24 protein-coding genes and 1 riboswitch are annotated in these 20,832 nt (G+C 40.5%); of the genes, 5 read left to right on the top strand and 19 right to left on the bottom strand.

Annotated features, from left to right (window positions below):
* Positions 1 to 81: 81 nt before the first annotated feature.
* Entirely contained in the window at positions 82 to 765 is a 684-nt protein-coding gene (locus tag MAE_RS08310) for a DALR anticodon-binding domain-containing protein (protein WP_012265176.1), read from the bottom strand.
* A 223-nt stretch (positions 766 to 988) separates the two neighbouring features.
* Between MAE_RS08310 and MAE_RS28930 the strand changes: the two genes are divergently transcribed.
* Together MAE_RS28930 and MAE_RS08305 are read left to right on the top strand one after the other, a co-directional pair.
* Positions 989 to 1,111, top strand: coding sequence for a type II toxin-antitoxin system HicB family antitoxin (locus MAE_RS28930; RefSeq protein WP_002798318.1), 123 nt, complete (start codon positions 989 to 991; stop codon positions 1,109 to 1,111).
* A 102-nt stretch (positions 1,112 to 1,213) separates the two neighbouring features.
* A complete protein-coding gene (locus MAE_RS08305; protein ID WP_002798317.1) occupies positions 1,214 to 1,432 on the top strand; it encodes a hypothetical protein in 219 nt (72 codons plus the stop codon).
* Positions 1,433 to 1,725: 293 nt separating this feature from the next.
* Here MAE_RS08305 and MAE_RS08295 read toward each other — a convergent pair whose 3' ends face one another.
* The 12 genes from MAE_RS08295 to MAE_RS08240 all read right to left on the bottom strand — a co-directional run bounded on the left by MAE_RS08295 (position 1,726) and on the right by MAE_RS08240 (position 11,771).
* Positions 1,726 to 2,502: a type II restriction enzyme gene (locus MAE_RS08295; RefSeq protein ID WP_012265173.1), complete on the bottom strand. Its 777-nt coding sequence runs from the start codon at positions 2,500 to 2,502 to the stop codon at positions 1,726 to 1,728.
* A 29-nt stretch (positions 2,503 to 2,531) separates the two neighbouring features.
* Complete coding sequence (locus tag MAE_RS08290; RefSeq protein ID WP_012265172.1) at positions 2,532 to 3,446, bottom strand: DNA adenine methylase; 915 nt, start codon at positions 3,444 to 3,446, stop codon at positions 2,532 to 2,534.
* A 73-nt stretch (positions 3,447 to 3,519) separates the two neighbouring features.
* Positions 3,520 to 4,035 carry an alpha/beta hydrolase gene (locus MAE_RS08285; protein ID WP_012265171.1) on the bottom strand — a complete coding sequence of 172 codons (516 nt, stop codon included), beginning with the start codon at positions 4,033 to 4,035 and terminating at the stop codon, positions 3,520 to 3,522.
* Between the two features lie 167 nt (positions 4,036 to 4,202).
* Complete coding sequence (locus tag MAE_RS08280) at positions 4,203 to 4,592, bottom strand: hypothetical protein (RefSeq protein ID WP_002798313.1); 390 nt, start codon at positions 4,590 to 4,592, stop codon at positions 4,203 to 4,205.
* A gap of 166 nt (positions 4,593 to 4,758) precedes the next feature.
* Complete coding sequence (locus MAE_RS08275) at positions 4,759 to 5,721, bottom strand: orange carotenoid-binding protein (RefSeq protein WP_012265170.1); 963 nt, start codon at positions 5,719 to 5,721, stop codon at positions 4,759 to 4,761.
* Positions 5,722 to 6,022: 301 nt separating this feature from the next.
* Positions 6,023 to 6,781, bottom strand: a complete 759-nt coding sequence (locus MAE_RS08270; protein ID WP_012265169.1) for an ABC transporter ATP-binding protein — start codon at positions 6,779 to 6,781, stop codon at positions 6,023 to 6,025.
* A gap of 70 nt (positions 6,782 to 6,851) precedes the next feature.
* Complete coding sequence (locus tag MAE_RS08265) at positions 6,852 to 7,667, bottom strand: ABC transporter permease (protein WP_012265168.1); 816 nt, start codon at positions 7,665 to 7,667, stop codon at positions 6,852 to 6,854.
* A gap of 205 nt (positions 7,668 to 7,872) precedes the next feature.
* Entirely contained in the window at positions 7,873 to 8,913 is a 1,041-nt protein-coding gene (locus tag MAE_RS08260) for an ABC transporter substrate-binding protein (RefSeq protein WP_012265167.1), read from the bottom strand.
* A gap of 151 nt (positions 8,914 to 9,064) precedes the next feature.
* Complete coding sequence (gene hypB, locus MAE_RS08255; RefSeq protein WP_012265166.1) at positions 9,065 to 9,754, bottom strand: hydrogenase nickel incorporation protein HypB; 690 nt, start codon at positions 9,752 to 9,754, stop codon at positions 9,065 to 9,067.
* Positions 9,755 to 9,812: 58 nt separating this feature from the next.
* Positions 9,813 to 10,169, bottom strand: coding sequence for a hydrogenase maturation nickel metallochaperone HypA (gene hypA, locus MAE_RS08250; RefSeq protein WP_012265165.1), 357 nt, complete (start codon positions 10,167 to 10,169; stop codon positions 9,813 to 9,815).
* A 15-nt stretch (positions 10,170 to 10,184) separates the two neighbouring features.
* Complete coding sequence (locus tag MAE_RS08245) at positions 10,185 to 10,541, bottom strand: hypothetical protein (protein ID WP_002791437.1); 357 nt, start codon at positions 10,539 to 10,541, stop codon at positions 10,185 to 10,187.
* 51 nt (positions 10,542 to 10,592) lie between these two features.
* A complete protein-coding gene (locus MAE_RS08240) occupies positions 10,593 to 11,771 on the bottom strand; it encodes an agmatinase family protein (protein ID WP_002791436.1) in 1,179 nt (392 codons plus the stop codon).
* Between the two features lie 68 nt (positions 11,772 to 11,839).
* Positions 11,840 to 11,974: riboswitch (guanidine-I (ykkC/yxkD leader) on the bottom strand.
* A gap of 475 nt (positions 11,975 to 12,449) precedes the next feature.
* Between MAE_RS08240 and MAE_RS08235 the strand changes: the two genes are divergently transcribed.
* The 3 genes from MAE_RS08235 (at position 12,450) to MAE_RS08225 (ending at position 13,897) form a co-directional block, all read left to right on the top strand.
* Positions 12,450 to 13,055: a PEP-CTERM sorting domain-containing protein gene (locus tag MAE_RS08235; protein WP_012265164.1), complete on the top strand. Its 606-nt coding sequence runs from the start codon at positions 12,450 to 12,452 to the stop codon at positions 13,053 to 13,055.
* Between the two features lie 381 nt (positions 13,056 to 13,436).
* The gene (locus tag MAE_RS08230) at positions 13,437 to 13,646 is read left to right on the top strand and encodes a hypothetical protein (protein ID WP_002760925.1); all 210 of its coding nucleotides are present in this window, start codon (positions 13,437 to 13,439) and stop codon (positions 13,644 to 13,646) included.
* Complete coding sequence (locus MAE_RS08225; protein WP_012265163.1) at positions 13,643 to 13,897, top strand: type II toxin-antitoxin system RelE family toxin; 255 nt, start codon at positions 13,643 to 13,645, stop codon at positions 13,895 to 13,897. The genes MAE_RS08230 and MAE_RS08225 overlap by 4 nt, the downstream gene beginning before the upstream one ends.
* Before the next feature lie 192 nt (positions 13,898 to 14,089).
* Here the strand turns inward: MAE_RS08225 and MAE_RS08220 are convergent, their stop codons facing one another.
* The 6 genes from MAE_RS08220 to MAE_RS08195 all read right to left on the bottom strand — a co-directional run bounded on the left by MAE_RS08220 (position 14,090) and on the right by MAE_RS08195 (position 20,830).
* The gene (locus MAE_RS08220) at positions 14,090 to 15,055 is read right to left on the bottom strand and encodes a permease (protein ID WP_002798301.1); all 966 of its coding nucleotides are present in this window, start codon (positions 15,053 to 15,055) and stop codon (positions 14,090 to 14,092) included.
* Between the two features lie 218 nt (positions 15,056 to 15,273).
* Positions 15,274 to 16,611: an anthranilate synthase component I gene (locus MAE_RS08215; protein ID WP_012265162.1), complete on the bottom strand. Its 1,338-nt coding sequence runs from the start codon at positions 16,609 to 16,611 to the stop codon at positions 15,274 to 15,276.
* 129 nt (positions 16,612 to 16,740) lie between these two features.
* Positions 16,741 to 17,118, bottom strand: a complete 378-nt coding sequence (locus MAE_RS08210) for a hypothetical protein (RefSeq protein ID WP_002734118.1) — start codon at positions 17,116 to 17,118, stop codon at positions 16,741 to 16,743.
* Between the two features lie 36 nt (positions 17,119 to 17,154).
* On the bottom strand, positions 17,155 to 18,873 hold the full coding sequence (locus tag MAE_RS08205) for an ABC1 kinase family protein (protein ID WP_012265161.1): 1,719 nt from the start codon (positions 18,871 to 18,873) through the stop codon (positions 17,155 to 17,157).
* Between the two features lie 147 nt (positions 18,874 to 19,020).
* A complete protein-coding gene (locus MAE_RS08200) occupies positions 19,021 to 19,782 on the bottom strand; it encodes a HEPN domain-containing protein (RefSeq protein WP_002734385.1) in 762 nt (253 codons plus the stop codon).
* Positions 19,766 to 20,830: a ParA family protein gene (locus tag MAE_RS08195; protein ID WP_012265160.1), complete on the bottom strand. Its 1,065-nt coding sequence runs from the start codon at positions 20,828 to 20,830 to the stop codon at positions 19,766 to 19,768. Before MAE_RS08195 ends, MAE_RS08200 begins: the two co-directional genes overlap by 17 nt.
* Positions 20,831 to 20,832: the final 2 nt, after the last annotated feature.

Genomic DNA, 20,832 nt, shown 5'->3' with positions numbered 1-20,832 from the left:
ATTCTGGTTCGCTCCTCACACTAATTAAAATCTATCATAAGCTGGTGATTTTATCTACTAAATTCATAAAAGTTAATATTTTTATAGTTCCGTCATCGGCAGCAGTTGCCATTTTTGACGGAGAAGACGGTTAAGTAGTTTTTGACTGACGCTAATCAGGATTAATCTCGATCGCTGAATTGGGGACGATTCTCCGATAATGCGACAGTTACGCTCAAAATTGAGCATTGCCTCGCAAAAATTTGCGGTTAGGGGATAGGGTTTCTGGCGTTCCCAACAATCACAAACGGTTAAAATTTGCAGGATTAAGGCTATTTCGGCGGGATGATGCCAGGATAATAGTTCAGACTCGATTAATCTAATTTTTTCCCGATTGAGCAGTTGTAACAAACTAGAATAGCGAGCGTGAGTGTATTGAAATAAAAAGAAAAATTCTCCTCTGGGATGGAGAGGAAGCTCATCCGAGAAAAATTGATCGATTAAATCGTTTAGTTTCAGTAACCAAAAGGACAAAAATTGCTGATCTAATAATAATTCTAGCCATCCTTCCCTAAGCTGAATTTGCGGAAAAAGGACGATTAAATGGTTAAATATGGTTTGACATTGAGCGGACGTAAAATAATAAAACAGAGGTGAACGATAGAGGACACTATCAGTTTTTGAGCAACGATAGAAAGTTAATTTATGGTTGTTTTCTGGAAAAATATTAATTAATTGTTGTTTTAAACAATGCTCGATCGAGGGATGATTGCAGATAAAATTCATACTCAGAAGGGTAAACGTAGTCGTGCCAAATTAATTGCCATTGGCGAGATAAGCACTGTGGTCAAAGCAAATTTTTGGCTTAAGATGGATATAGGCGCTCGGATAGTCTTTCTCTTGTCAGAAACTTCAGACTATCTCTAGGGGCTTACCTCTGTCAATCCAGGGGGTTGCACTTCACTTTTGCATGGGTGCTATATCTAATATATTATCGAAGGAGACTATCATGAAAGGGGAGTTTACTGCTATCATTGAAGCGGCAACAGAAGGGGGATACTGGGCGATTTGTCCTGAAATCCCAGGTGCAAATGGTCAAGGAGAAACCATTGAAGAAGCCAAGGAAAGCTAAAAAAATAGGCACTCATGCAAGAGGTAGTTAGCTCTGTGTAATTAATTTTACTTAGGTACTGATAATAAATTTATTCTTTAATTTGAAAAAGGAAAAGCCACAATGTCACAAACTATTCAATTTCATCAAATTTTAGAAATGATTGACAATCTTTCCTGTGATGAACAAGATGATTTAATCAGTATTATTCGACATAGACAAATTGAAAAAAGACGAGAAGAAATCGCCAAGAATATCCATCAAGCGCGTCAAGACTACCAACAAGGGAAAGTCTTTCGGGGAAACATTGATGATATTATCGCAGAATTAAACAATGACTAAATTAATTCTAAGCTCATCCTTTAAACGAGCTTTTAAGATAATCATTAAAAGCCGACCCGATTTAAAAAGCAAAATTGAGGCTAAATTAAGATTACTTGCTGACGATTTAATTATCTTTTCTATAAGTATGCTACAGGTTTTGAAAAATGTTATTACAAGGGTAAACGAGGCATTTTTTGCAGATCAAAATGGTCGGTTTATTCTAGTGTTCTCATGAGAGACATTCTAGATTTTGATACGCTTAATCAACAATCAGTTAATTGTGTCTAACTGATATGAGAACTACGATAAATTTAGCTTATGATTTCAAATCTCGCTGAGTCCACCAGCTTAATACTATTATAATTGTCTGGATTTTCAAACTCGAATTTCCATAAATAATATATATTTGATTTCTTAGCAAAAAATAGTGTAACAATTTTCTTTTTAGTATGCAGTTGCCATTGTCTAGATGGATAATACAACTGTCTGATAATTACATTGTCTATACTTAAGTTTTTGGCTTCAATCAGGACAATTTGGTTCTTGCCTTCATATCCTGCATCCACCTCTGTTTGTACACCTTTAATTTTAAGAACATGATCATTAATTTTTAGTGTAAATTCAGGGGTATATTTTCTACCACGAATGGTTAATACTAGGCTATTATCTTTGATAAAGTGACGAATTAGACTCGATGCGTAAGCGAAGTCCAGATGTTGCATTTCTGAATCACCTATCAAAGAAGTTTCTAATTGAAAATCTAATAAAGTTTGATAATTTTCTATGGGTGTTTCTATGATAGGAATATCAACATAACCCTCGCCCTTTAAGATCACATACTCTCCATTCTTGACTGGTAAAATAAACAATCCTAGCTTTTTAAAAACTTCTGGACGGCTTTCTCTTGTATCTTGTTTACATAAAATTCTTACTTCTCTTTCCCCTGTAGTTTCAAAATGTTTTGTTGCTGCTTTAATCTGTTCAGCCTTAATAAAATAAGGATGGTTACAAAAATCATGATCGTGCAAGTTGTATCTATCGAATACAGCTTGCCACCCTCGATCTCTTGAAGAAATATTTTTATTCATGTCGTCTTTTCTGTTAGGCTTAATTTTTGTCAATTATTGATCAGTAATTCCCAGATTTCTCCCCTATTATTGCCCTGGGAATTAATATTTCGTCGGGCTTTTACCCTTTGAATATTATAATCTTTATATAAATCATCAAAAAAATTATTGTCAGAGTCAAAGTTTTTAAGGTCGGAATTACTTAAAATAAATTTATAACCGGCCTGATCCACTTGATCGATAAATTGTTTTAATCTTATTTGCTCCTCATCGTTAAAATCTTCTTTAGTATAAGAGGTAAAAGCTGATGTTTTTTTAATCGGTTTATAGGGAGGATCAAAATAAAATAAAGTCTTGTTATTGGCATAATTTAGGGTTTGGACAAAATCCCCTTGTAGGATCGTCACTTTCTGTAAATGATGGTTGACAGCTAATAAGTTTTCTTCATTGCAGATCAATGGTTTGACATATTTTCCAAAAGGGACATTAAAGAGTCCTTTGCTATTGACTCTATAAAGTCCATTAAAACAAGTTTTATTGAGAAATAATAACAAAACTGTTTTTTCTAGATCGTCATCGCAGCTGCGAGAATTAAATTCTATTCTTTTATCCAAAAAAAACTTTTGTTGTTCCTCTAGATTTTTAAGTTCATAAAAATCCTGCTGAATTTTTTTAAGCTTGACTATTAATTCTTTGACATTATTTTTAATAACATTATAAGCCATGATTAAATCAGGATTGATGTCATTAATAATAACTTTTTGGACAGAAGAAAAATTATTTAAGACTGAGAATAAAACTGCCCCACCTCCGACAAAAGGTTCAATGTAGTTAAACTGACAATTTTGAGAAATCTGGGAATTAATCAAAGATAGAATATTGGGAACCAGTTGAGTTTTGCCTCCCGCCCACTTTAAAAAAGGTTTGCCGCTAACTGTTTTCCTTTGAGACAAAGAAGTGGTCATTATTCCTACCAGATTATCCTAATTTATTCAATTTACAGCGCAATTCACGAAAACCTGAAAGGCGGATTTGGTATCAGAAAGGTAAACGGGGCATTTTTTTCAATACTGATTCAATTTGGTTGATTAAATCCAGCAGACGATTGCCATCCACATGAACCTCGCTGGTGGGATAATTGTCGAGGACTTCGATGATTTGAATCTCGTTATCGTTGAGGGCAGAAGTGACTAAGGAACCCCGTAAAGCTTGCCGACTAGCAGCCCGATTGGGGGTGTGGACAATTTCGGCGGCATAATCTAGCAAACTTTCGCCAAAAAAACTATTAAGAAATTTGGAAAGAAAGACGGCATCCACCGCTACCCGACGATTAAGGATTTTACGGAATTCTTCGGGTTTTTGGTTAGCCATCTTTAATTGTGCCGCTAAAGCGGGAGCTAATTCGCCTGTTTCGCTCAATTGCTTTAATTCTGATACCGATACAGACCCTTGGAAGATGTAGTATTTGATGATAGCTGATTCGGCGGCTGACAAAGACTGACAAACACCGAGAAAGATAGATATTCCTAGAGGAAGTAAAAGATTTTTGAACATAAACCAAAGGTGCAAAACAAGCGACAAGCGATCGGGATGATTGACTCATTCTAGCGGAATTGGTTGCCGCTTAGGAAAAACTTAAGACGGGGTTGATTATCTAGAGATGAATTTTTTAGTCACCCAACTAGGAGCAGAAAGCTGATAGCTTAATGCTAATCATTAATTTACATTCGCGAGAGGGCAGCGATTTTCGCTAGTTTATCTTTTTCCAAACCGTTGAGATCCTCTAGCTTTAACCATCCTTCCTTTAACAGTTGGGCAAAGACAAAAATTAGGGAAGTATAGCGATAGTCATATTTACCATCAATCTGATGTCGTCGGGCGCTTAGATAATCGTGCATTTGCCAGATATCATCTAAAACCGTGATCTGACCAGACTGTTCTTTAATATGTTCTATTAAAGTGCTAGTTTCTCGCTGATAGGCTTTTTGGAAAGCAGTTTGAGCAATTTCTTGTTCGGTATCTGACCAAATTATTTCACTCATAGGCATGATTTTAGTTTTAGGGATGATAATTTTGGGTTTTTGAACTACCATGACTCTTTTCGCCGACATCTGTTAAGAATGATTGTTTAGTTATTCTTACCTAGATCAGAGAAGAAACCGGTGTATTTCCCAATTTTTTAAGTCAGCCTTTTAATTGTAGAAAAAAAAGAGTTCACTTGACAAGGAACTCTAATAAGTTTCATCAGAATTTTTAATGATTTCTCTCAGTAGCTATTTAGCCACGGGCAAAGTTTAATAATTCTTTCGGAGAAGCTAATAAATCGATCGCTACGAAGAAAATTTTATTATCAGGAGTTAGGAGGAAGCGCCATGCCATATTCATACCCACACCCGCACCAAACCAGGGGGTTTGTACTTTTCCCGTCACTTTAATCTGAGTAAAACCGTCATCGGCGGGTTCCACTACGCCGCATTCGGGGATTAATTTCAAATTTTGGCATTCTTCGCGGAAAAAGCGATATACTGCCTCTTTACCGACGATGGGACGTTGGAAAGGTGGTTGCAGAGCGCCGTCAGGGGTGAATAATTCAATTAATACATCAAAGTCATTGGCGTTGAGGTTGTCCATATAGTTGAGGACGGTGGCATTGGTAACGCCTTCAATGCTAACTTTGGTCCGTTCGGCAATATTTTGGGGAGGAACCACGGGTTCGGAAATACGGTTATAATCGCCCAGTTTCTTGGGATCATAGCCCATATCGACCACACAATTCCGCAGAACGGTGATTTGTTGTCCAGACTCTAATTTTTTAATCCCGTCTAAAACGGCGCTGGCATTAGCAGATAGTTGATAACCCTTGGGAATTGGGGCAACACTGCCATCTTCCATCCATTGTCCTAATTGATACCAGAATCCCAGTTTGATATTAGCAGACCAAGTGCCGTAGGTACGACAAATCGGGGTGTCAGCATGGTTCGCTAAGTCGCACATCACCTGCGACTGTTGCAGGGGTGACATCTGCCGAATTTCATTCATGGTTTTTTCGGCAAACACCATACTAGCAGCGCCAGGGGCGGCAACGGTGATGGTTTTGCCCATTTCTAGATAGGCAAACCAAATCAAGGCTAGTTGATCTTCGGTATTCAGCTGATTGAAACGCGCAATCGTGGCAGGAACCACATCCGCTGATAGCGTGTTGGGGAAAATGCTCCGCGCTGATTCGATCGTAAACGGCATAGATTCACCTTGAAGTAAAGTTTTGTATCAATTTACCAGCATTCTATCATATTTGCGCCCCAAGGCAGCACCGATGGAGAAACTTTCCCAAAAAAAGCTGTACTTTAGATCACACTTACCCAGGATTATCACAAAATCTTAATGGTTGAACAACTGTTCCATCACTTATTTAGGGTTGGCGGCAGCAGCGAGCGATCGCTGTTTGGCGATGCTAGATAACGGAAAGTATCTCTAGAGGATGATTTTTGCTGCTCTAACTCGTTTTCAACCAGGGACTACTCTTGATGATCCCTAGTTTTTTCTAGGATTTCTCACCCCGTAGCAGGCCGTAAATTTCATCCGTATAGTCATAAAACTGAGCTTGTCGTTTAATTTTATAATTACGATCTACGGGTAAATTAATTGTTAATTCCCGTTGTATAGTCCCTGGCCTAGCAGTCAAAACATAAATACGTTGAGCCAAAAAAACCGCTTCATCCACATCATGGGTAATCATTAAAATACTACACCTAATTTTTTGCCAAATTTCAATTAAATATTCGTGCATTCTTTCTTTGGTTTGTACATCTAAAGCGGCAAAAGGTTCGTCCATTAATAAGACTTTGGGATGACAGGCAAGAGAGCGGGCGATCGCAACCCGTTGTTTCATCCCACCCGATAGTTCTCTAGGGTAAGCATTAGCGAATTGAGTTAAACCGACAATATCCAGATAATAACAGGCCACTTCCCAGCATTCTTTTGTCGATAATCCCTGTAGTTTTAAGCCAAATTCAACATTTTTTTGGATCGTCATCCAGGGATAGAGTGTATAATTTTGAAAAACCATGCCGCGATCGGCTCCTGGCCCTGTCACTTCAACACCATCAACGGTAATTTTGCCGGAAGTGGGCAGCTCTAAACCCGCAATCATTCGCAACAAAGTTGATTTTCCCGAACCAGAGGCCCCGACCGCACAGACAAATTCAGCACTTTCAACGTGTAAATTAATATCTTTCAGAGCGACCACAGCACCTCGTTTAGTGGTGAAAATTTTATTGAGTTGAGTAATTTCTAAGTGCATTAAGGTTCTTCTCTTATCATTAAAATAACTTTACTGGTGACAGAATAAACTCTGTTATTGAGTTTTTAAGTTAACGAGTAATTGACCATTTACAAGTCCACTGCAAAAACAAACGAAAACTTAAATCTAGGGCAAAGCCAATAATTCCCAGGACAATTAAACAGGCAAAAATTTCATCGGTTCTCAGAAATTTCTGGGCCAATAAAATCCGTTTGCCTAATCCATTATCGGCCGCCACCAATTCCGCCACCACTACCAAATTCCATGCGGCCGCCATATTAACACGAAAAGTATCGATAACATTAGGAATAATATAGGGAGTAATCACTTTAAATAAAACCTGTTTTCGAGTTCCTCCAAGGGTATAAGTTACTTCGATCAATTCACGGGGAATGAACTTAACTGCATCCATAATCATCAGGGTATTAAAGAAAATTGTCCCGATAAAAATCAGCATAATTTTTGATGTTTCTCCAATACCCAAATAAATAACCAATAGGGGAATAAAAGCAGGAGCGGGCATATAACGGACAACGCCAATGATCGGTTCCATTAAACTACGAATACTCGGAAAAGTTCCCATTAAAATCCCTAGGGGAATAGCAAACAATCCTCCTAAAAAAAAGCCTCCAACTACTCGTAAAAAACTGGTAATAGTATCTTGAATTAAAAAGCCCTGTTCTGCCAATTTTCCTAAGGCCTGAATAACGGCTAAAGGAGAAGGCAAAAATACGGATTCAATGCCCGCAAAACTAGAGATTAGTAACCATAAAATCAGCGGGACAATAATAGAGGAAACCATTAAAGTCCATTTGAGGGATTCGGGAATATCCTCGGTAATCCGCCAAAAAGTGCTTTGAGGAAGCGTTTTAGGTGTTGTGGTCATGGGATTTGCCAAAGAAAAGAATAATTTTGATAGCCAATATCACCCAGTTAAGTAGTCGTGCAAAATTAATTTCTTGGTTAGGATAGGCACTCATGCAAGAGGTAGTTAGATATGTGTAATTAATTTTTCTTAGGTACTTATCAAACAATTCTTGAAGTCAACTTATCTCCCTAATCAATCTTGTAGATAATGATCGAGGGACTAATTAGGATTTTTTGTCTTGATTTGCCAACGCCTTGACAAATTGGGCATCTAGAATGGTTGTTAGATCGGGGACTTTTTTAATAAAGCCAACTTCCATCATAAAATCAGCCATTTTTTGAGCGGCAAAGGGCATATTTTTCATGGTTTTCCCCGGACTAAAGGCTTCTAGGTTTTCTTCTAAGGTGAAAAACTTCGTTCCCTCTTTATATAAGGCCAATTCTTCTGGGCTAATGCCCGCACGCTTGGCCATAATCTCATCGGCTTTTTGGGGATTTTTAGCCATAAACTCTCGAACCTCAAACCAGGTTTTGACGAGAGCCTGAACCTGTTCTGGTTTTTCTTTGATTAATTTGGCACTGACAACTAATAAATCAGGAATAGCACCTGGAAAAGCTTTAGAACTAATTAATTCTTTAGAACCTTTTCGTTTAAGGGCCGTTGACCAAAAGGGTGGAAAAGCGGCCACTGCATCGACTTTTCCCGATGCAAAAGCGGCGGCAGCAGCCCCTGTTTCCATGGGGACAATTTGCACATCTTTACGGCTCATTCCTTCTTTTTCTAGGGCTAAACTGAGGAGAAAGTCACCGACAACGCCTTCTTCAACAGCAACTTTTTTGCCTTTTAAATCTTGAATCGTTTTAATCTCTTCTGTGACAATAACTTTGTCATTTCCTGACGAGTTATCATTGACTAAAACAGCAACTTGACCATTCACTGCATCTCCCGCAAAAGCGATTGTATCGTTGAGAGTTTGACTATTTCCATCTAATTGTCCGGCGGCCAAAGCTTGTAAGGATTCAAGATAACCATCAAACCATTTCATTTGAACATTAGCCCCATTTTTAGCAAATAATCCCTCTTCTTCAGCGATCGCCCATGGCCACCAACCGGCCCAGTTACTATAACCAATGACAATGGGGGCAGTATTACTCAGAGAACTACTTGCATTGGGGGTTTGCTGAGGAGCTTGATTACAACTAACGGTCAGTAGTAAGCTACTAAAAAAAACGAGAAGTAAGGAGAAAAAATTGCGCCGTTTCATAGGTAATAGCCTTTAGAGATGACAGCTAGTAAGTAAGAAGATAGATTTTGCCTTTGATCCCCCCTTAATCCCCCCTTATCAAGGGGGGAATCTGAGAATTTTTAACACCTACCTAATTAGAACAGAAATAAACCTCAAAAACTGTTACTGATTAACAATTCAAAAATCTCGGAATATTGACTTGGCTTTTTAGCCAATTTAACCACTCTTCTAAACCTTCTCCTGTTTGAGCAGAAAGAGCAATAATCTTTACATCGGGATTCATAGAACGAACATTTGCTTCTAAACGTTTTAAATCAATCTCTAAATAAGGAGCCAGATCTAATTTGGTAATAATCAGACAATCCGCTTCTTGAAACATAATTGGATATTTGAGGGGTTTATCTTCTCCTTCAGTAATACTTAATAGAGCAACTTTAGCGTGTTCCCCTACCTCAAATTCGGCGGGACAAACTAAATTTCCCACATTTTCCACCAACAATAAATCAAACTCTTTGGGGTTATAATCTTCTTTGAAACGATGAATTCCCCCGGCTACCATTTTGGAATCTAAGTGACAGGAGCGACCCGTATTAATGGCAATCACGGGAACTCCATATTGTCTCAGGCGCTCTGCATCTAGTTCTGTAGTCATATCACCTTCAATAACAGCCATTTTTAATTGATCTTTTAAGGCTGCGAGGGTTTTTTCCAATAACACAGTTTTACCCGCACCGGGACTACTCATCAAGTTTAAACAGGTAATGCCCCACTCGTCAAAATGTTCCCGGTTGTGATCGGCTCCTGTTTGATTGGCATGAAGTAGATTAATTTCTAGGGCTGCGTCAAAAGTTTGGTGCATTTTAGTTGAGAATGAATAATTGATCATCGAACTTTTATAAGCGATCGCCTAACTTTGTTTAAAAAAGTAAAGAATATTCAATGTGGTCAATTTTTAACTCTCGACCTGAACGAATATCCTCCATCGGCGATCGACAAGTTGGGCAGGAATATTGCTGGCCAATTTGGGGTTGATAATCCTTTTGGCAGCAATGACAATAAGCAATTAGGGGAATATTTTTAATAGCTAATTCCACGCCGGCAAGAAAAGTATTGGCAGTTTGAACTTCAAAGGCAAATTGTAAACTGACCGGTTCGACACAGGTAAATTCACCAACCATGAGATGAATTTTTTCAATTTTGAGCTTTTCAGGTTGGCTATCATACCAATCTCGAACTGTCATAATTAACGCCTTGGTCATATCAGTTTCGTGCATAATATGCTGAAGTGGCTACTCCTTTTCTACTCTCTCTAGCTGCATTTTTTGGGCAATTTCGGTCGTTAACTCTCCTTTGTTGTTAGCGTTTAAAGAACAAATTAAAATAGTTAATCTGTCTAAATTTTCATTAGTCATCCAATCCATTAAAAATCCAAGATAATTCTGAACACTTTTTTCTGCTTGTTTGCGACTTTTCCAGACACGCGCCATTGACAAGTCATTAGTAATACCAGCAAAAGGTTCATCTGATTCATCTTGATCAAGATAGGGCAAAGCATTTTCAGCAGCAGCATAAATTTTAGGATCAGATACTAGAGTTAAAACGTAACCTAACCTTTTGTTAATAGGAATTCCAAATCCTTTGGCCATCGGTGTTTCTTCGCGAATGTGTTACCTCTCTAATTATTGCTGCTTTTGTCCTTAAATCCAAGGTTCATCAACCTCCATATTGGCATCAGAATGAATATAATAGGGCTTTTCTTTACGGGGTAATTGACCTGAAATAACCAGATGGGCCATGGCATCACAAATAACACGGGTAGCCATCAAAGAGGTCATATCACTAATATCGTAGGGAGGGGAAACTTCCACCACTTCCATACCACAAATGGGAGCTTTTTGAATAATTTTACCTAATAAAGCTAAGGCTTCACGGGGTAATAAACCGCCAGGTTCTGGCCAACCTGTACCGGGGACAAAACCGGCATCAATGCAATCAATATCGAAACTAATCCAAACGCAATCCGTACCATCTAAAGCTCGTTCTAAGGCAAATTCGGCGGCCGCATCAATGCCTCGTTCCACAATGTCGGTGACGGTCAAAATATTAGTGGCCCGCTCGCGGCAAACTTTAACACCTTGACGGGGAACTTGCCAACCACCAATCCCTAATTGGACGAGATTTTTAGCAGGAGCATTTTTCATATTGGTGGCATGAAACCAGGGGCAAGTGTGCATCCGTTCATCTAAATCCGTTTCCTGAGTATCCACATGGCGATCAAAGTGAATAATACCGACTTTTTTATCCCCTAAATGCCGACAAATACCCCGCACTGTCGGAAAACCAATGGAATGATCACCCCCTAAAATAATCGGCAAGGCGCCAGAACTAAAGACATGGGCAACCCCCTTCGAGATTTGATCGAAGGACTTTTCATTATTAGCAGGAATGGTGAAAATATCCCCCAGATCACAGAGAGTAATTTGTTCGCGCAGATCTACTCCTAATTCAAAATTGTAGGGCGTATAAAGGGCCGAAATCCGCCGAATTCCTTGGGGACCAAAACGAGTTCCGGGTCGGTAAGTTGTCCCCGAATCATGGGGAACACCGACGATTGCCACGTCATAATTGCCCACATTCCGCACATCTTCCAAATAGGGGGCCTTCATAAAGGTGTTAATTCCCGCATAGTGGGGTAACTCACCCCTGGAAAAGGTGGGAATACTGCGATCGCGAATACTATCGGCCGCCTCTAAACCGTAGGTTAACCCCTGGGAAACTTCCTGTTGCCAACCGGTTAGGGGCAAATGGCGTTCTTTTTCTAGGGCCTGTTCAGCTTCGGTTAAATGCGGGGGTTGAAAAGTAGATTCCTCGGACATCATTTCACCTCAAAATACAATAACCCGGGAGTCTTCAAAGACACTGCCTCAAAACAGTTATCCTTAAAGTCTCCCGGGCTTTTATCCCGCCGTGTAGCCAGCTTAGACGGAAAAAATTTTTGATCCGCTCATTTAAGACTAGCTTGCTCCTCTCGGACCTGACATTTAAGCACGCTTAAATCGGAACCCTAGAAGCAATTTCCTTGACCTTAGACGATCTCAATCCCAAAAACAGTATCACAGACTACATAAAAGGGATTTTTCCCGCTTAGATATGGTTTGCTGAAAAAGTCTCTTGGTGGGGGCAGGGTGTGGGGTGTAGGGTTTTTCAGGGGGTCAATTACCTAATTTTCAGGGAAAAAGTGCCTAAATTTTGGCGTTGTCAGATCAGAATATGAAGAATGAATTGCGACACAACGAAAGCCTTGCTCTTAAAGCGTTGTCAAGTCTGCTCTGACGCGCCATAAATAAACTTGACAACGCCGGTCATTTTTGGTAAACTACTGGGCAATTTCAAGCGCAACAACACTTTTAGGAGGCATTTAGTTGTGACATTAGCAAAACTAATCAAAAACTTCGTGGGGGGGGGGGACAATACTTATCAGTCTCTCCGTCGCCAGTGGAGTACAAGCGGCAACTATTACGGTTGCTGGCGAATCTAATCCTTGGCTGGCAGGGATGCCAAATGGCTCTACAGCTTCCTTCATAGATGCTGCTCCCGCTCAATCTCCTGTACAAGTGTCGGGACTTTCCCTTATTCCAGGACAAACGCTCAATTTCTCCGTGACCGGGGCAGTCAGCAATACTCCCTTCCTACCCCCACCCACTGCTACGCCAGATGGGGGAAGTTTTATTAGCCATTCGCCTGGGAGTCAAAATGGAATTTCCAATATTACCGCTCCGATTAATTCTCTTGTCGGTGTCTTTTTAGATAACAGCCAGCCAGATTCGACTTCTGCACCTGCAGCTCTTAACTTTTCTTCAATTGGACTTAATTTTTCTTCGTTAGCTCCACAACTTAAGCAAGTTTTCTTCATTGGCGATGGACTGACAGGAACCGGCACTGGTGCTGTGCAGAATTTCATCGTTCCTACTGGTGCAACTCGCCTCTTCCTGGGTCCAATGGATGGTTTTGGATGGAAAGGCAACACTGGAAGTTTTAGCGTGACAGTTCAAGCAGTACCTGAACCCAGCACAATTTTCGGCTTAGGTGTATTAGGATTTGGTGCTTTCTTCAAGCACAACCTAGCTAAATCTAACAAGTCGAATAAACAGGACAACTAAACGGGTTAAATTTTGGGCGCAATGTTTGCGCCCCTACATTGCACCTGGTGTAATCGGTAGTGGCCTATAGTGTACTGCCTTTCTTCGATAATCCTTTCTTATCACCATAACTCCGGCAAGCAGAATCAAGATGAGTTAGAGTTTAAATGCTTGGGAAAATAGGACTTGTAGGCGCACGGATTTTCCATTATGAATATAATATCATGTCAAGGGGCTTTTGTCAAGAGAAAATTTTGACAACATCCAGAAAAACCTAGCCAATTGTAGGGGTAATTCATGAATTACCCCTACACCTATTACCTAGTCCAGTAACCCACCACCTAATCATCGACTATGATGGAATTAATCACTGATAACTGATTACTGATAACTGATAAAGCTATGACACTCAAAGAACAACTAATTAAAGAAATCGAGCAGACACCTGACACCCTTTTGACTGAATTACTTGACTTTTTGCTCTTTATCAAAGAACGACATACTGCAATAGAAATTACAGAAGAAGAGCAAGCTAACATAATCGCTTCTGAATCAGCTTATCAAGCAGGAGACTATCTAACCCTCGAAGAATATGAGGCAACTCAAGCGTGAACTACAGAGTTATTATTCCGAAACCCATTCAAAAACAACTAAACAACTTACCCAAACAACAACGCGAACGCTTAATTACTGCCATTAGACTACTTACTGATACACCTCGTCCTAGCGGAGTCAAGAAACTCAAAGGATATGATGAAACCTACCGAATTAGAATCGGGGATTATCGCATCATTTACAAAATTCAAGATCAAGAAATGCTGATTATCATATTGAGTAGCATTCATCGAAAAGATGCTTATTGAACCTCTCAGTAGGTGGGTGGAGTGAGAACTATAAAGCTATGTTGTCGCAACTCCGGCAAGCAGAATTAAGATGAGCTAGAGTTTAAATGCTTGGGAAAATAGGGCTTGTAGGCGCACGGATTTTCCATTATGAATATAATATCATGTCAAGGGGCTTTTGTCAAGAGAAAAATTTTTTGACCCGGAAGGAATTCAACCTAGATAAAAACTGAGGATCAGAGCCACTAAAAAACTCATTAACAGGCATAAAATTCCGAAATAAAGGACGATTTTAGCACGGAAAGCTGATAGGAGGAGGATAAAAGCTTTAATATCAATGAGGGAAGCGACCAGTAAAAAAGCTAGAGTGGAACCGACGGACAGATTAGTAATTAAAGAACCGGGGACAAAAGTGCTAAGACTGGCATTAACAGCGAGAGTGAAACCAAAAAACAACTGCACGAGAATTTGAGTAGCGGGAGTATTCCCCCAGGCAATTAATTGACTCTGAGGTAATAATAGCTGAAAGACACTAGAGAGCGCACAGCCTATAATTAATAATCCCCCTAATTCCAGTGCTTCATCGATAAAGTTATCGAGAAATAACTGCACAGAAATTGGCCAAGCTTGCCTATCTCTAGTTTTATACTCATAAACAAGACTGCCGACTCTTTGCAGGGGTTGACTGGCTGCTTCCTCCGGTAAAAAACTACCGGAAAGAACTAAACTTGATTCTAGGGGAATTTCGCTATCTGTGCGGGGTTTTTCCCGATAGAAACTAAAGAGAGTGCCGATAAAAATTGCCATTAACCAGACCGAAAGCGATCGATAGAAGAAAATACTAGAATAGGTGAAAGTCTGCCAAGTTAGCCAAAGAGTGACGATATTTAGGGTAGGTGCAGCGGTGAGAAAGCTAAACACCACCCCTGGGGGTACTCCCTCTAATAAGAATCTTCTAGCGACGGGAATCGTGCCGTATTGTCCGACGGGTAAGATTAATCCGATGGCACTGCCAACGATCGCTCCTAAGACTCGATTACGGGGAAATATCGCCGCTAATCGCTGTTTATTGACGAAAACCAGCAAAAAACTGGAAACGGCCGTCCCCAAAAGTAAAAAGGGAAGCGAGGTCAAGACTAAACTAAGAAAAAAAGTAACAGCGATAGAAATTTGATTCATGAATAGGGTTCAAGATCGGAAGCTATCCTACAAAATAGCAGATAAGGTAAAAAGTAAGTAGTCGTGCCAAATTAATTTCTTGGTTAGGATAGGCAAAAGGCACTCATGCAAAAGGCACTCATGCAAGAGGTAGTTAGATATGTGTAATTAATTTTGCTTAGGTACTTAAAAAGAGCGGTTTTAGATGCAACAATAGGTTAGTTTGTTGAAATCAAAAATTAAAAAGAACGTAAAGCGATTAATTGTGCCTCAGCTTTATGAAGGGATTCTAACCATTCTTTTTCGGGATCACTATCGGCAACTATTCCCGCTCCCACTTGTCCCCAAACGGTGTTTAAATTCCCTTGATTAGTCATTAATAGGGTACGGATGAGAATATTCAAATCTAAATGACCTCGTAGGTCAATATAGCCACAGGAACCATAGAATAAATTGCGTCGCACCGGTTCCAATTCTTCGATAATTTCTAGACAACGAACTTTCGGACAACCGGTAATTGTTCCCCCGGGGAAAAGAGCTTTAATTAAATCAATAGCATGATACTTTTTATCTAATTTTCCTCGAACATTACTGACCAAGTGCATAACATGACTATAACGCTCGATCGTCAGTAATTCATCCACATCAACCGATCCCCATTCACAAACTCTACCTAGATCATTACGTTCTAGATCCACTAGCATAATATGCTCGGCCCGCTCTTTTTTATTAGTTAATAGTTCCTCGGCCAATTGTCGATCGAGTGCCTCGGTTTTACCCCGGGGACGGGTTCCAGCGATCGGTCTAGTGCTGGCTATTCCCCTTTCTAATTTTACCAATCTTTCGGGAGAACAACTAATCATTTCTCCCCAAGGGGTGCGCCAATAACTGGCAAAAGGAGAAGGGTTAATCTGTTGTAAACTGCGATAAATTTGCCATCCTTTTGCCTTAGTTGTGCTTTGAAATCTTAGGGATAAATTTGCTTGAAAAATATCACCTTTTCTGATATGATCTAAGGCTTTTTTAACAGCTTTTTCGTAGTCGAGTTGAGAAGTATAAAAGATTAAGGGAGAGGGATGGGGATCGATAAACTCAAAATCGGGGTTAGTGGTTAAAGATTGTTCGTATTTATCTAAATCTTCGGGTTTGCTGGCAGCTAACCAGAGAATTTGTGCTTGGTGATCGAGAATGGCAAAACTATCCGGTTCATACCAATAAGCGACGGGAAAAGGGAGAGTATCAGCTTTCCTGTCGGGTAATTTTTCTATTTCCCAAGCTAAATCGTAGCCTAACCACCCCAACCAACCACCATGGAAAGGAAGATGATCGGGAAGAACATCAGATCGGGTTTGGGGGAGTAAACTGCTTAAAAAGGGTAAAATTTCCCCTAGTGCGGGGGTCCAAAGCTGACGCGGGGAACCAGCACAAAGAGAGTAACGGGAGAGGGAATTACCCGGATAGGGACTTTCTAGTAAAGTAGCGATCGCATCTTGGGAGAATAAGCAGGCAAAAACCTCGGAACCGGTGCGCTGATGCAGAGGAAGCGATCGCCAATGCCATGCTAAAGGTTTTTGCATCTAAAATCGCGGGCCAAAATAGCTGGGAAATTGGGTATAACTAGGGGTTTGGTGTTAGTTGTGGGGTAGTTGATCTTTCCTATCTGCTAACACCTATTCTCTTAGTCCTAAATGTTTGCTGCCTCCTAATTATCCCCGATAATCGAGGTCAATTTCTTTAGAACCGCCGCGCTGTAATTGGCCTAATAATTCCCCTAACTGACTCCAAACCAAACCACCGATAAAGATAGTCATCGGGAGAGAGATAGCGTAGGCAACCCAACCATTGAGAATAAATATATCTAATCCCGAGGCAAGGAAAAGACAGATTCCTACACAAATACCGATAAAAGGAATTTGTAAGGAACTAGATTTTAAAAGATTTTGATCGTCTGAACCCTTATTTTTATACCAATTGTTAACCACTTGCTTGAGACTAGCTTCAAAAGCGGCCCCGCAGGTAATACCGATAAATAAACCGGCAAAAACTAGAAAATAGGGCGGTTGGGGCAGAAAATAATAATCCATAGAAAAAGTGATTAACCGATGATGACCTTAAACACTTTAACGCGAACTGGTTTCTCGCGGAAGGACAGCGGCCACACCTTGGGACGATAATTCCCGAAAAGCGCTCATGGCCACATCCAAGAGTCGCCGCGGTTGCAATTCTCCTTGAATTAAACCCCAGAGACGTTGCACTTCGGCAGTATGGAGACGGTCATCTTCCGTCAAAGCTAATAGCAATTGACGACGCAGATAACGACCTTCTTCCGAGAGAAGAAAAGTGATGCCTAATTGCGCGGTGGGCAGTAAATCGAAGTTACTTTCCGAGCGAGCCATTGTAATCATGTTTTCTAGGCGTTGCCACTGGAATTTACCGTCTTTGAACAGGACATCCAGTAAACGCCGCCGCAGTTGGGGTGATTCCCCGGTCAGGAGACGTTTAGCAACGTAGGGATAGGCCACTTGGACGATTTTGAAGTTAGGATCGAGGGTGAGGGCCAAACCTTCTTGGGTGACGAGGGAACGAATAATCAGGGCGAATTTGGCGGGAATCCGGAAGGGATACTCGTACATCAATTCGGAGAAATCATCGGTAATGGTGCGGAAATTGAAGTCACCGACCCTTTGACCGATGGCATTGCCTAAAACTCGTTCTAGAGCCGGAATAATTGGTTTTATATCCGTTTCTGGGGTTAAAAATCCCAGTTTGACAAAGTTGCTGGCCAGGTTTTCGTAGTCTTTGTTAATTAAATCGACGACGCAACTAGCGAGGGTTTCTTTAGTTTCCTCCTCTAACTGGTCCATCATGCCAAAATCGATATAGGCCATGCGACCATCAAAAGTGGCGAAAAGATTACCCGGGTGGGGATCAGCGTGGAAAAAGCCGTGTTCGAGGAGTTGCTGTAATCCGGAGGTGACGCCGATTTTAACGATATTATTGGGGTCTAATCCTAAAGCTTTGATGTTCTCGGTATCGGTGAGTTTATAGCCATCAATCCATTCTAGGGTGAGGACGCGGCGACCACTATAACGCCAGTAGATACTGGGAACTTTAACTTCGGGGTTATTTTGGAAGTTGGTGGCGAATTTTTCAGCGTTGCGACCTTCGTTTTGATAGTCGATTTCCTCAAAGAGTTTGGTGCCGAATTCATCGACAATCAGGGTGAGGTCGTGGCCGAGATTGAGGGGTAATAAACGACCGAATTTTTGGGCGGCCCAGCGCATTAGGTATAAATCGAGGCTTAAAAGCGCCCGCAGCCCGGGCCGTTGCACTTTAACGGCTACTTCTTCACCGGTGGGGAGTATCGCTTTGTAAACCTGTCCTAAACTAGCGGCAGCTACCGGGGTGGGGGATATTTCTCGATAGGCTTTTTCTACAGGCATCCCCAATTCTGTCTCGATAAGGGCAAAAGCGACGTCGTTATCGAAGGGGGGAAGTTGGTCTTGCAGTTTAACTAATTCGTCTAAAAAGTCTTTGCGAACGAGGTCGGGACGGGTAGAGAGAGCTTGACCGACTTTGATGAAGGTCGGACCCAAACGGGTGAGAATTTGCCTAAGTTCGCTGGCACGCCTGTATTTATTGGCTTCTTCTTGCTTTGTCCATTTGTCCCAGAGGAGACTGAGCAGAAATAATCCTAAAGACCAAATAATCACGAAAGCGCGACCAAACAATTGCCAAGGTTTGTAACGGTATTGTTGAGCGATCGCTTCTGCACTGTAAGGAGTGAACTGTGTTTCTTCTCGTTTCCGGTCAGTTTGACTGTCTTGATGCCGACTCACTAGCTAATCTCTATATATCTTACGCCACTTGATATTGTAGCTAAGTTCTTGACATCAGTATACAAAACTACACATTATTTAATAATTGTTATAATTCCCTGAGAAATCAATAAGTATTGATGGCTGGACTGCCGGGGAAATTCTCGGCTAGTGGATGTCCTCAAGTACCTGATGGATATTTTCAACAAGCTGTTCTATAAAGGTAACGGCATCATTAACGAGATTTTCATCGATATTCCAGCGACTGCCAATGCCATAACTCGGGTCTATATCAGCTTCGTGGGCGATTTTGTTCCTTCGATCAACAATTATGCTAAGTTGGCTTTTAATATCTTTGGCTGGTTTATTTAGTTTGCTGGCCACTTCTTCCCACAATTTCTTGGCTGAAATTAATCTAATGGCCTCCGCTATCTTGTCCGGTTGTTGAAAGCTTTTATATCTGAGGTTTTCTCTAATTTCAGTCTCTAGCCAATAATTACTATTAAGTTTGTTGGTGAGGAGATTTTCAATCATTGGTAGTACCTCGGAAATTGAGCGAGATTCTTGATCAAAAAAAGAACCGTAGTTTTGTTGAATTTCGTTCTCTAACCAAGAGCCAATACTAATAGCTATCAATCGTTCTTGTCGTGCGCCATTCAAGGAGACTTGAAAACGAGAAAAGGCAGATTGAGAACTGTTAGGAGTGGGAGAAGGTTCTGAACGTTGGCCTCGATAAATTTCTAGCATTCCTAGAGTAACCACTTCGTGAATATAATAATCTAAAGCGCTCACAGTCAGGACTAAAGCGGCTCTGAGGATATCCGATACATCTAGGGCGGAAGTAGTCTGAGATTTGAGGGAATTGTGGATAGCGATCAAGTCACGAACGCGGGCAAGACTAAGGCGAAATTGTTCAATGGCTAACTGCATAAATCTCGGAGGTAAGACCGATAACTTTGTCTGCTAAGTCAGAAAAAATATCTTTAAATTTTTGTTGTTTTTCTTGGGCTTGATCTAACACTGTACCTTGCCATCCTAATTGTTCAGCAGTTAGCGCAAAAACGGGCGTTTGATGCTCTTGAGATAAGGCAATAAGACTATTAAAATCAGGTATTTTTACTAGAGTACAGCAAGCCGGTACACCATTCTGATCGTAGATAAATTTCGGTAGCATCATGCCAGTTCTTTCTAAAGCTGGAATCATTTTATTGCCGATATTTTCCTCGATTGTGTTAATCCAGTTTTGAAAAGCTTTTGTTTCTTGGCCACCTATGATTCGATATTTCTGAACAATAGTTCCCAAAAAATGTAGGTCAACTTCGGGAAAGGGATAGTTGGCTGTTTTGAGAATTGGTAAAGCACTAGCTGCCTTAGCCCATTGGTGCCACTTAGGCAAGATTTTAGTTAAAGAATCGATAGCCATAACCGAGAAAAAATCCGCTGTGGTTGGCACAATAAAAAAGTTGCTGGTCATCAGTATATTTTGATTGATTGACCCCAAACTGGGACTCATATCGATTAAAATATAGTCAGCTTCAAATCTTTCGGCAGTTTTGTCTAATAAATATGTAATCGCACCGGGGAGATTTTTTAAAGCCTGAATTGACCCACTAAGTTCTTGAGCAATACCTAGGATAACTTCATATTCAGCTAATCCCACATGACCGGGCAATAGAAATAAACGATCACGACCATCAATAGGAATACAGTCCACAGCTTCAATTAATCTCGGTTGAGACTCAAAAGCAGGTGCTAAAGCTGTTTTAATATTAGAGTAAGTATTGTAGATGGCTTGTAGTCTTTCCTCCCTATCTTCACTTTCTTTAGCCAAAGCCATACCAGTTAAGTTACATTGGGGATCGGTATCGACAATAATTACTCTTTTACCCTTCTCAGCAAGCATCCAACCAAGGTTAAAAGTGGTTGTAGTTTTGCTGACTCCACCTTTATGATTAAAAAAAGCTATTTTTTGCACCATGG

This window comes from Microcystis aeruginosa NIES-843 (assembly GCF_000010625.1).
Taxonomy (GTDB): domain Bacteria; phylum Cyanobacteriota; class Cyanobacteriia; order Cyanobacteriales; family Microcystaceae; genus Microcystis; species Microcystis aeruginosa.
This window is presented reverse-complemented; position numbering and strand designations above follow the sequence as displayed.

Excerpts from the sequence above, each read along its gene's own strand:
- MAE_RS28930 (WP_002798318.1), top strand. The coding sequence starts at position 989 with ATGAAAGGGGAGTTTACTGCTATCATTGAAGCGGCAACAGAAGGGGGA.
- MAE_RS08290 (WP_012265172.1), bottom strand. The coding sequence starts at position 3,446 with ATGACCACTTCTTTGTCTCAAAGGAAAACAGTTAGCGGCAAACCTTTT.
- MAE_RS08305 (WP_002798317.1), top strand. The coding sequence starts at position 1,214 with ATGTCACAAACTATTCAATTTCATCAAATTTTAGAAATGATTGACAAT.
- MAE_RS08265 (WP_012265168.1), bottom strand. The coding sequence starts at position 7,667 with ATGACCACAACACCTAAAACGCTTCCTCAAAGCACTTTTTGGCGGATT.
- MAE_RS08245 (WP_002791437.1), bottom strand. The coding sequence starts at position 10,541 with ATGGCCAAAGGATTTGGAATTCCTATTAACAAAAGGTTAGGTTACGTT.
- MAE_RS08260 (WP_012265167.1), bottom strand. The coding sequence starts at position 8,913 with ATGAAACGGCGCAATTTTTTCTCCTTACTTCTCGTTTTTTTTAGTAGC.
- MAE_RS08210 (WP_002734118.1), bottom strand. The coding sequence starts at position 17,118 with ATGGATTATTATTTTCTGCCCCAACCGCCCTATTTTCTAGTTTTTGCC.
- MAE_RS08235 (WP_012265164.1), top strand. The coding sequence starts at position 12,450 with ATGCCAAATGGCTCTACAGCTTCCTTCATAGATGCTGCTCCCGCTCAA.
- MAE_RS08295 (WP_012265173.1), bottom strand. The coding sequence starts at position 2,502 with ATGAATAAAAATATTTCTTCAAGAGATCGAGGGTGGCAAGCTGTATTC.
- MAE_RS08215 (WP_012265162.1), bottom strand. The coding sequence starts at position 16,611 with ATGCAAAAACCTTTAGCATGGCATTGGCGATCGCTTCCTCTGCATCAG.
- MAE_RS08275 (WP_012265170.1), bottom strand. The coding sequence starts at position 5,721 with ATGCCGTTTACGATCGAATCAGCGCGGAGCATTTTCCCCAACACGCTA.
- MAE_RS08310 (WP_012265176.1), bottom strand. The coding sequence starts at position 765 with ATGAATTTTATCTGCAATCATCCCTCGATCGAGCATTGTTTAAAACAA.
- hypA (WP_012265165.1), bottom strand. The coding sequence starts at position 10,169 with ATGCACGAAACTGATATGACCAAGGCGTTAATTATGACAGTTCGAGAT.
- MAE_RS08285 (WP_012265171.1), bottom strand. The coding sequence starts at position 4,035 with ATGTTCAAAAATCTTTTACTTCCTCTAGGAATATCTATCTTTCTCGGT.
- MAE_RS08230 (WP_002760925.1), top strand. The coding sequence starts at position 13,437 with ATGACACTCAAAGAACAACTAATTAAAGAAATCGAGCAGACACCTGAC.
- MAE_RS08240 (WP_002791436.1), bottom strand. The coding sequence starts at position 11,771 with ATGTCCGAGGAATCTACTTTTCAACCCCCGCATTTAACCGAAGCTGAA.
- MAE_RS08270 (WP_012265169.1), bottom strand. The coding sequence starts at position 6,781 with ATGCACTTAGAAATTACTCAACTCAATAAAATTTTCACCACTAAACGA.
- MAE_RS08195 (WP_012265160.1), bottom strand. The coding sequence starts at position 20,830 with ATGGTGCAAAAAATAGCTTTTTTTAATCATAAAGGTGGAGTCAGCAAA.
- MAE_RS08200 (WP_002734385.1), bottom strand. The coding sequence starts at position 19,782 with ATGCAGTTAGCCATTGAACAATTTCGCCTTAGTCTTGCCCGCGTTCGT.
- MAE_RS08280 (WP_002798313.1), bottom strand. The coding sequence starts at position 4,592 with ATGTCGGCGAAAAGAGTCATGGTAGTTCAAAAACCCAAAATTATCATC.
- MAE_RS08220 (WP_002798301.1), bottom strand. The coding sequence starts at position 15,055 with ATGAATCAAATTTCTATCGCTGTTACTTTTTTTCTTAGTTTAGTCTTG.
- hypB (WP_012265166.1), bottom strand. The coding sequence starts at position 9,754 with ATGCACCAAACTTTTGACGCAGCCCTAGAAATTAATCTACTTCATGCC.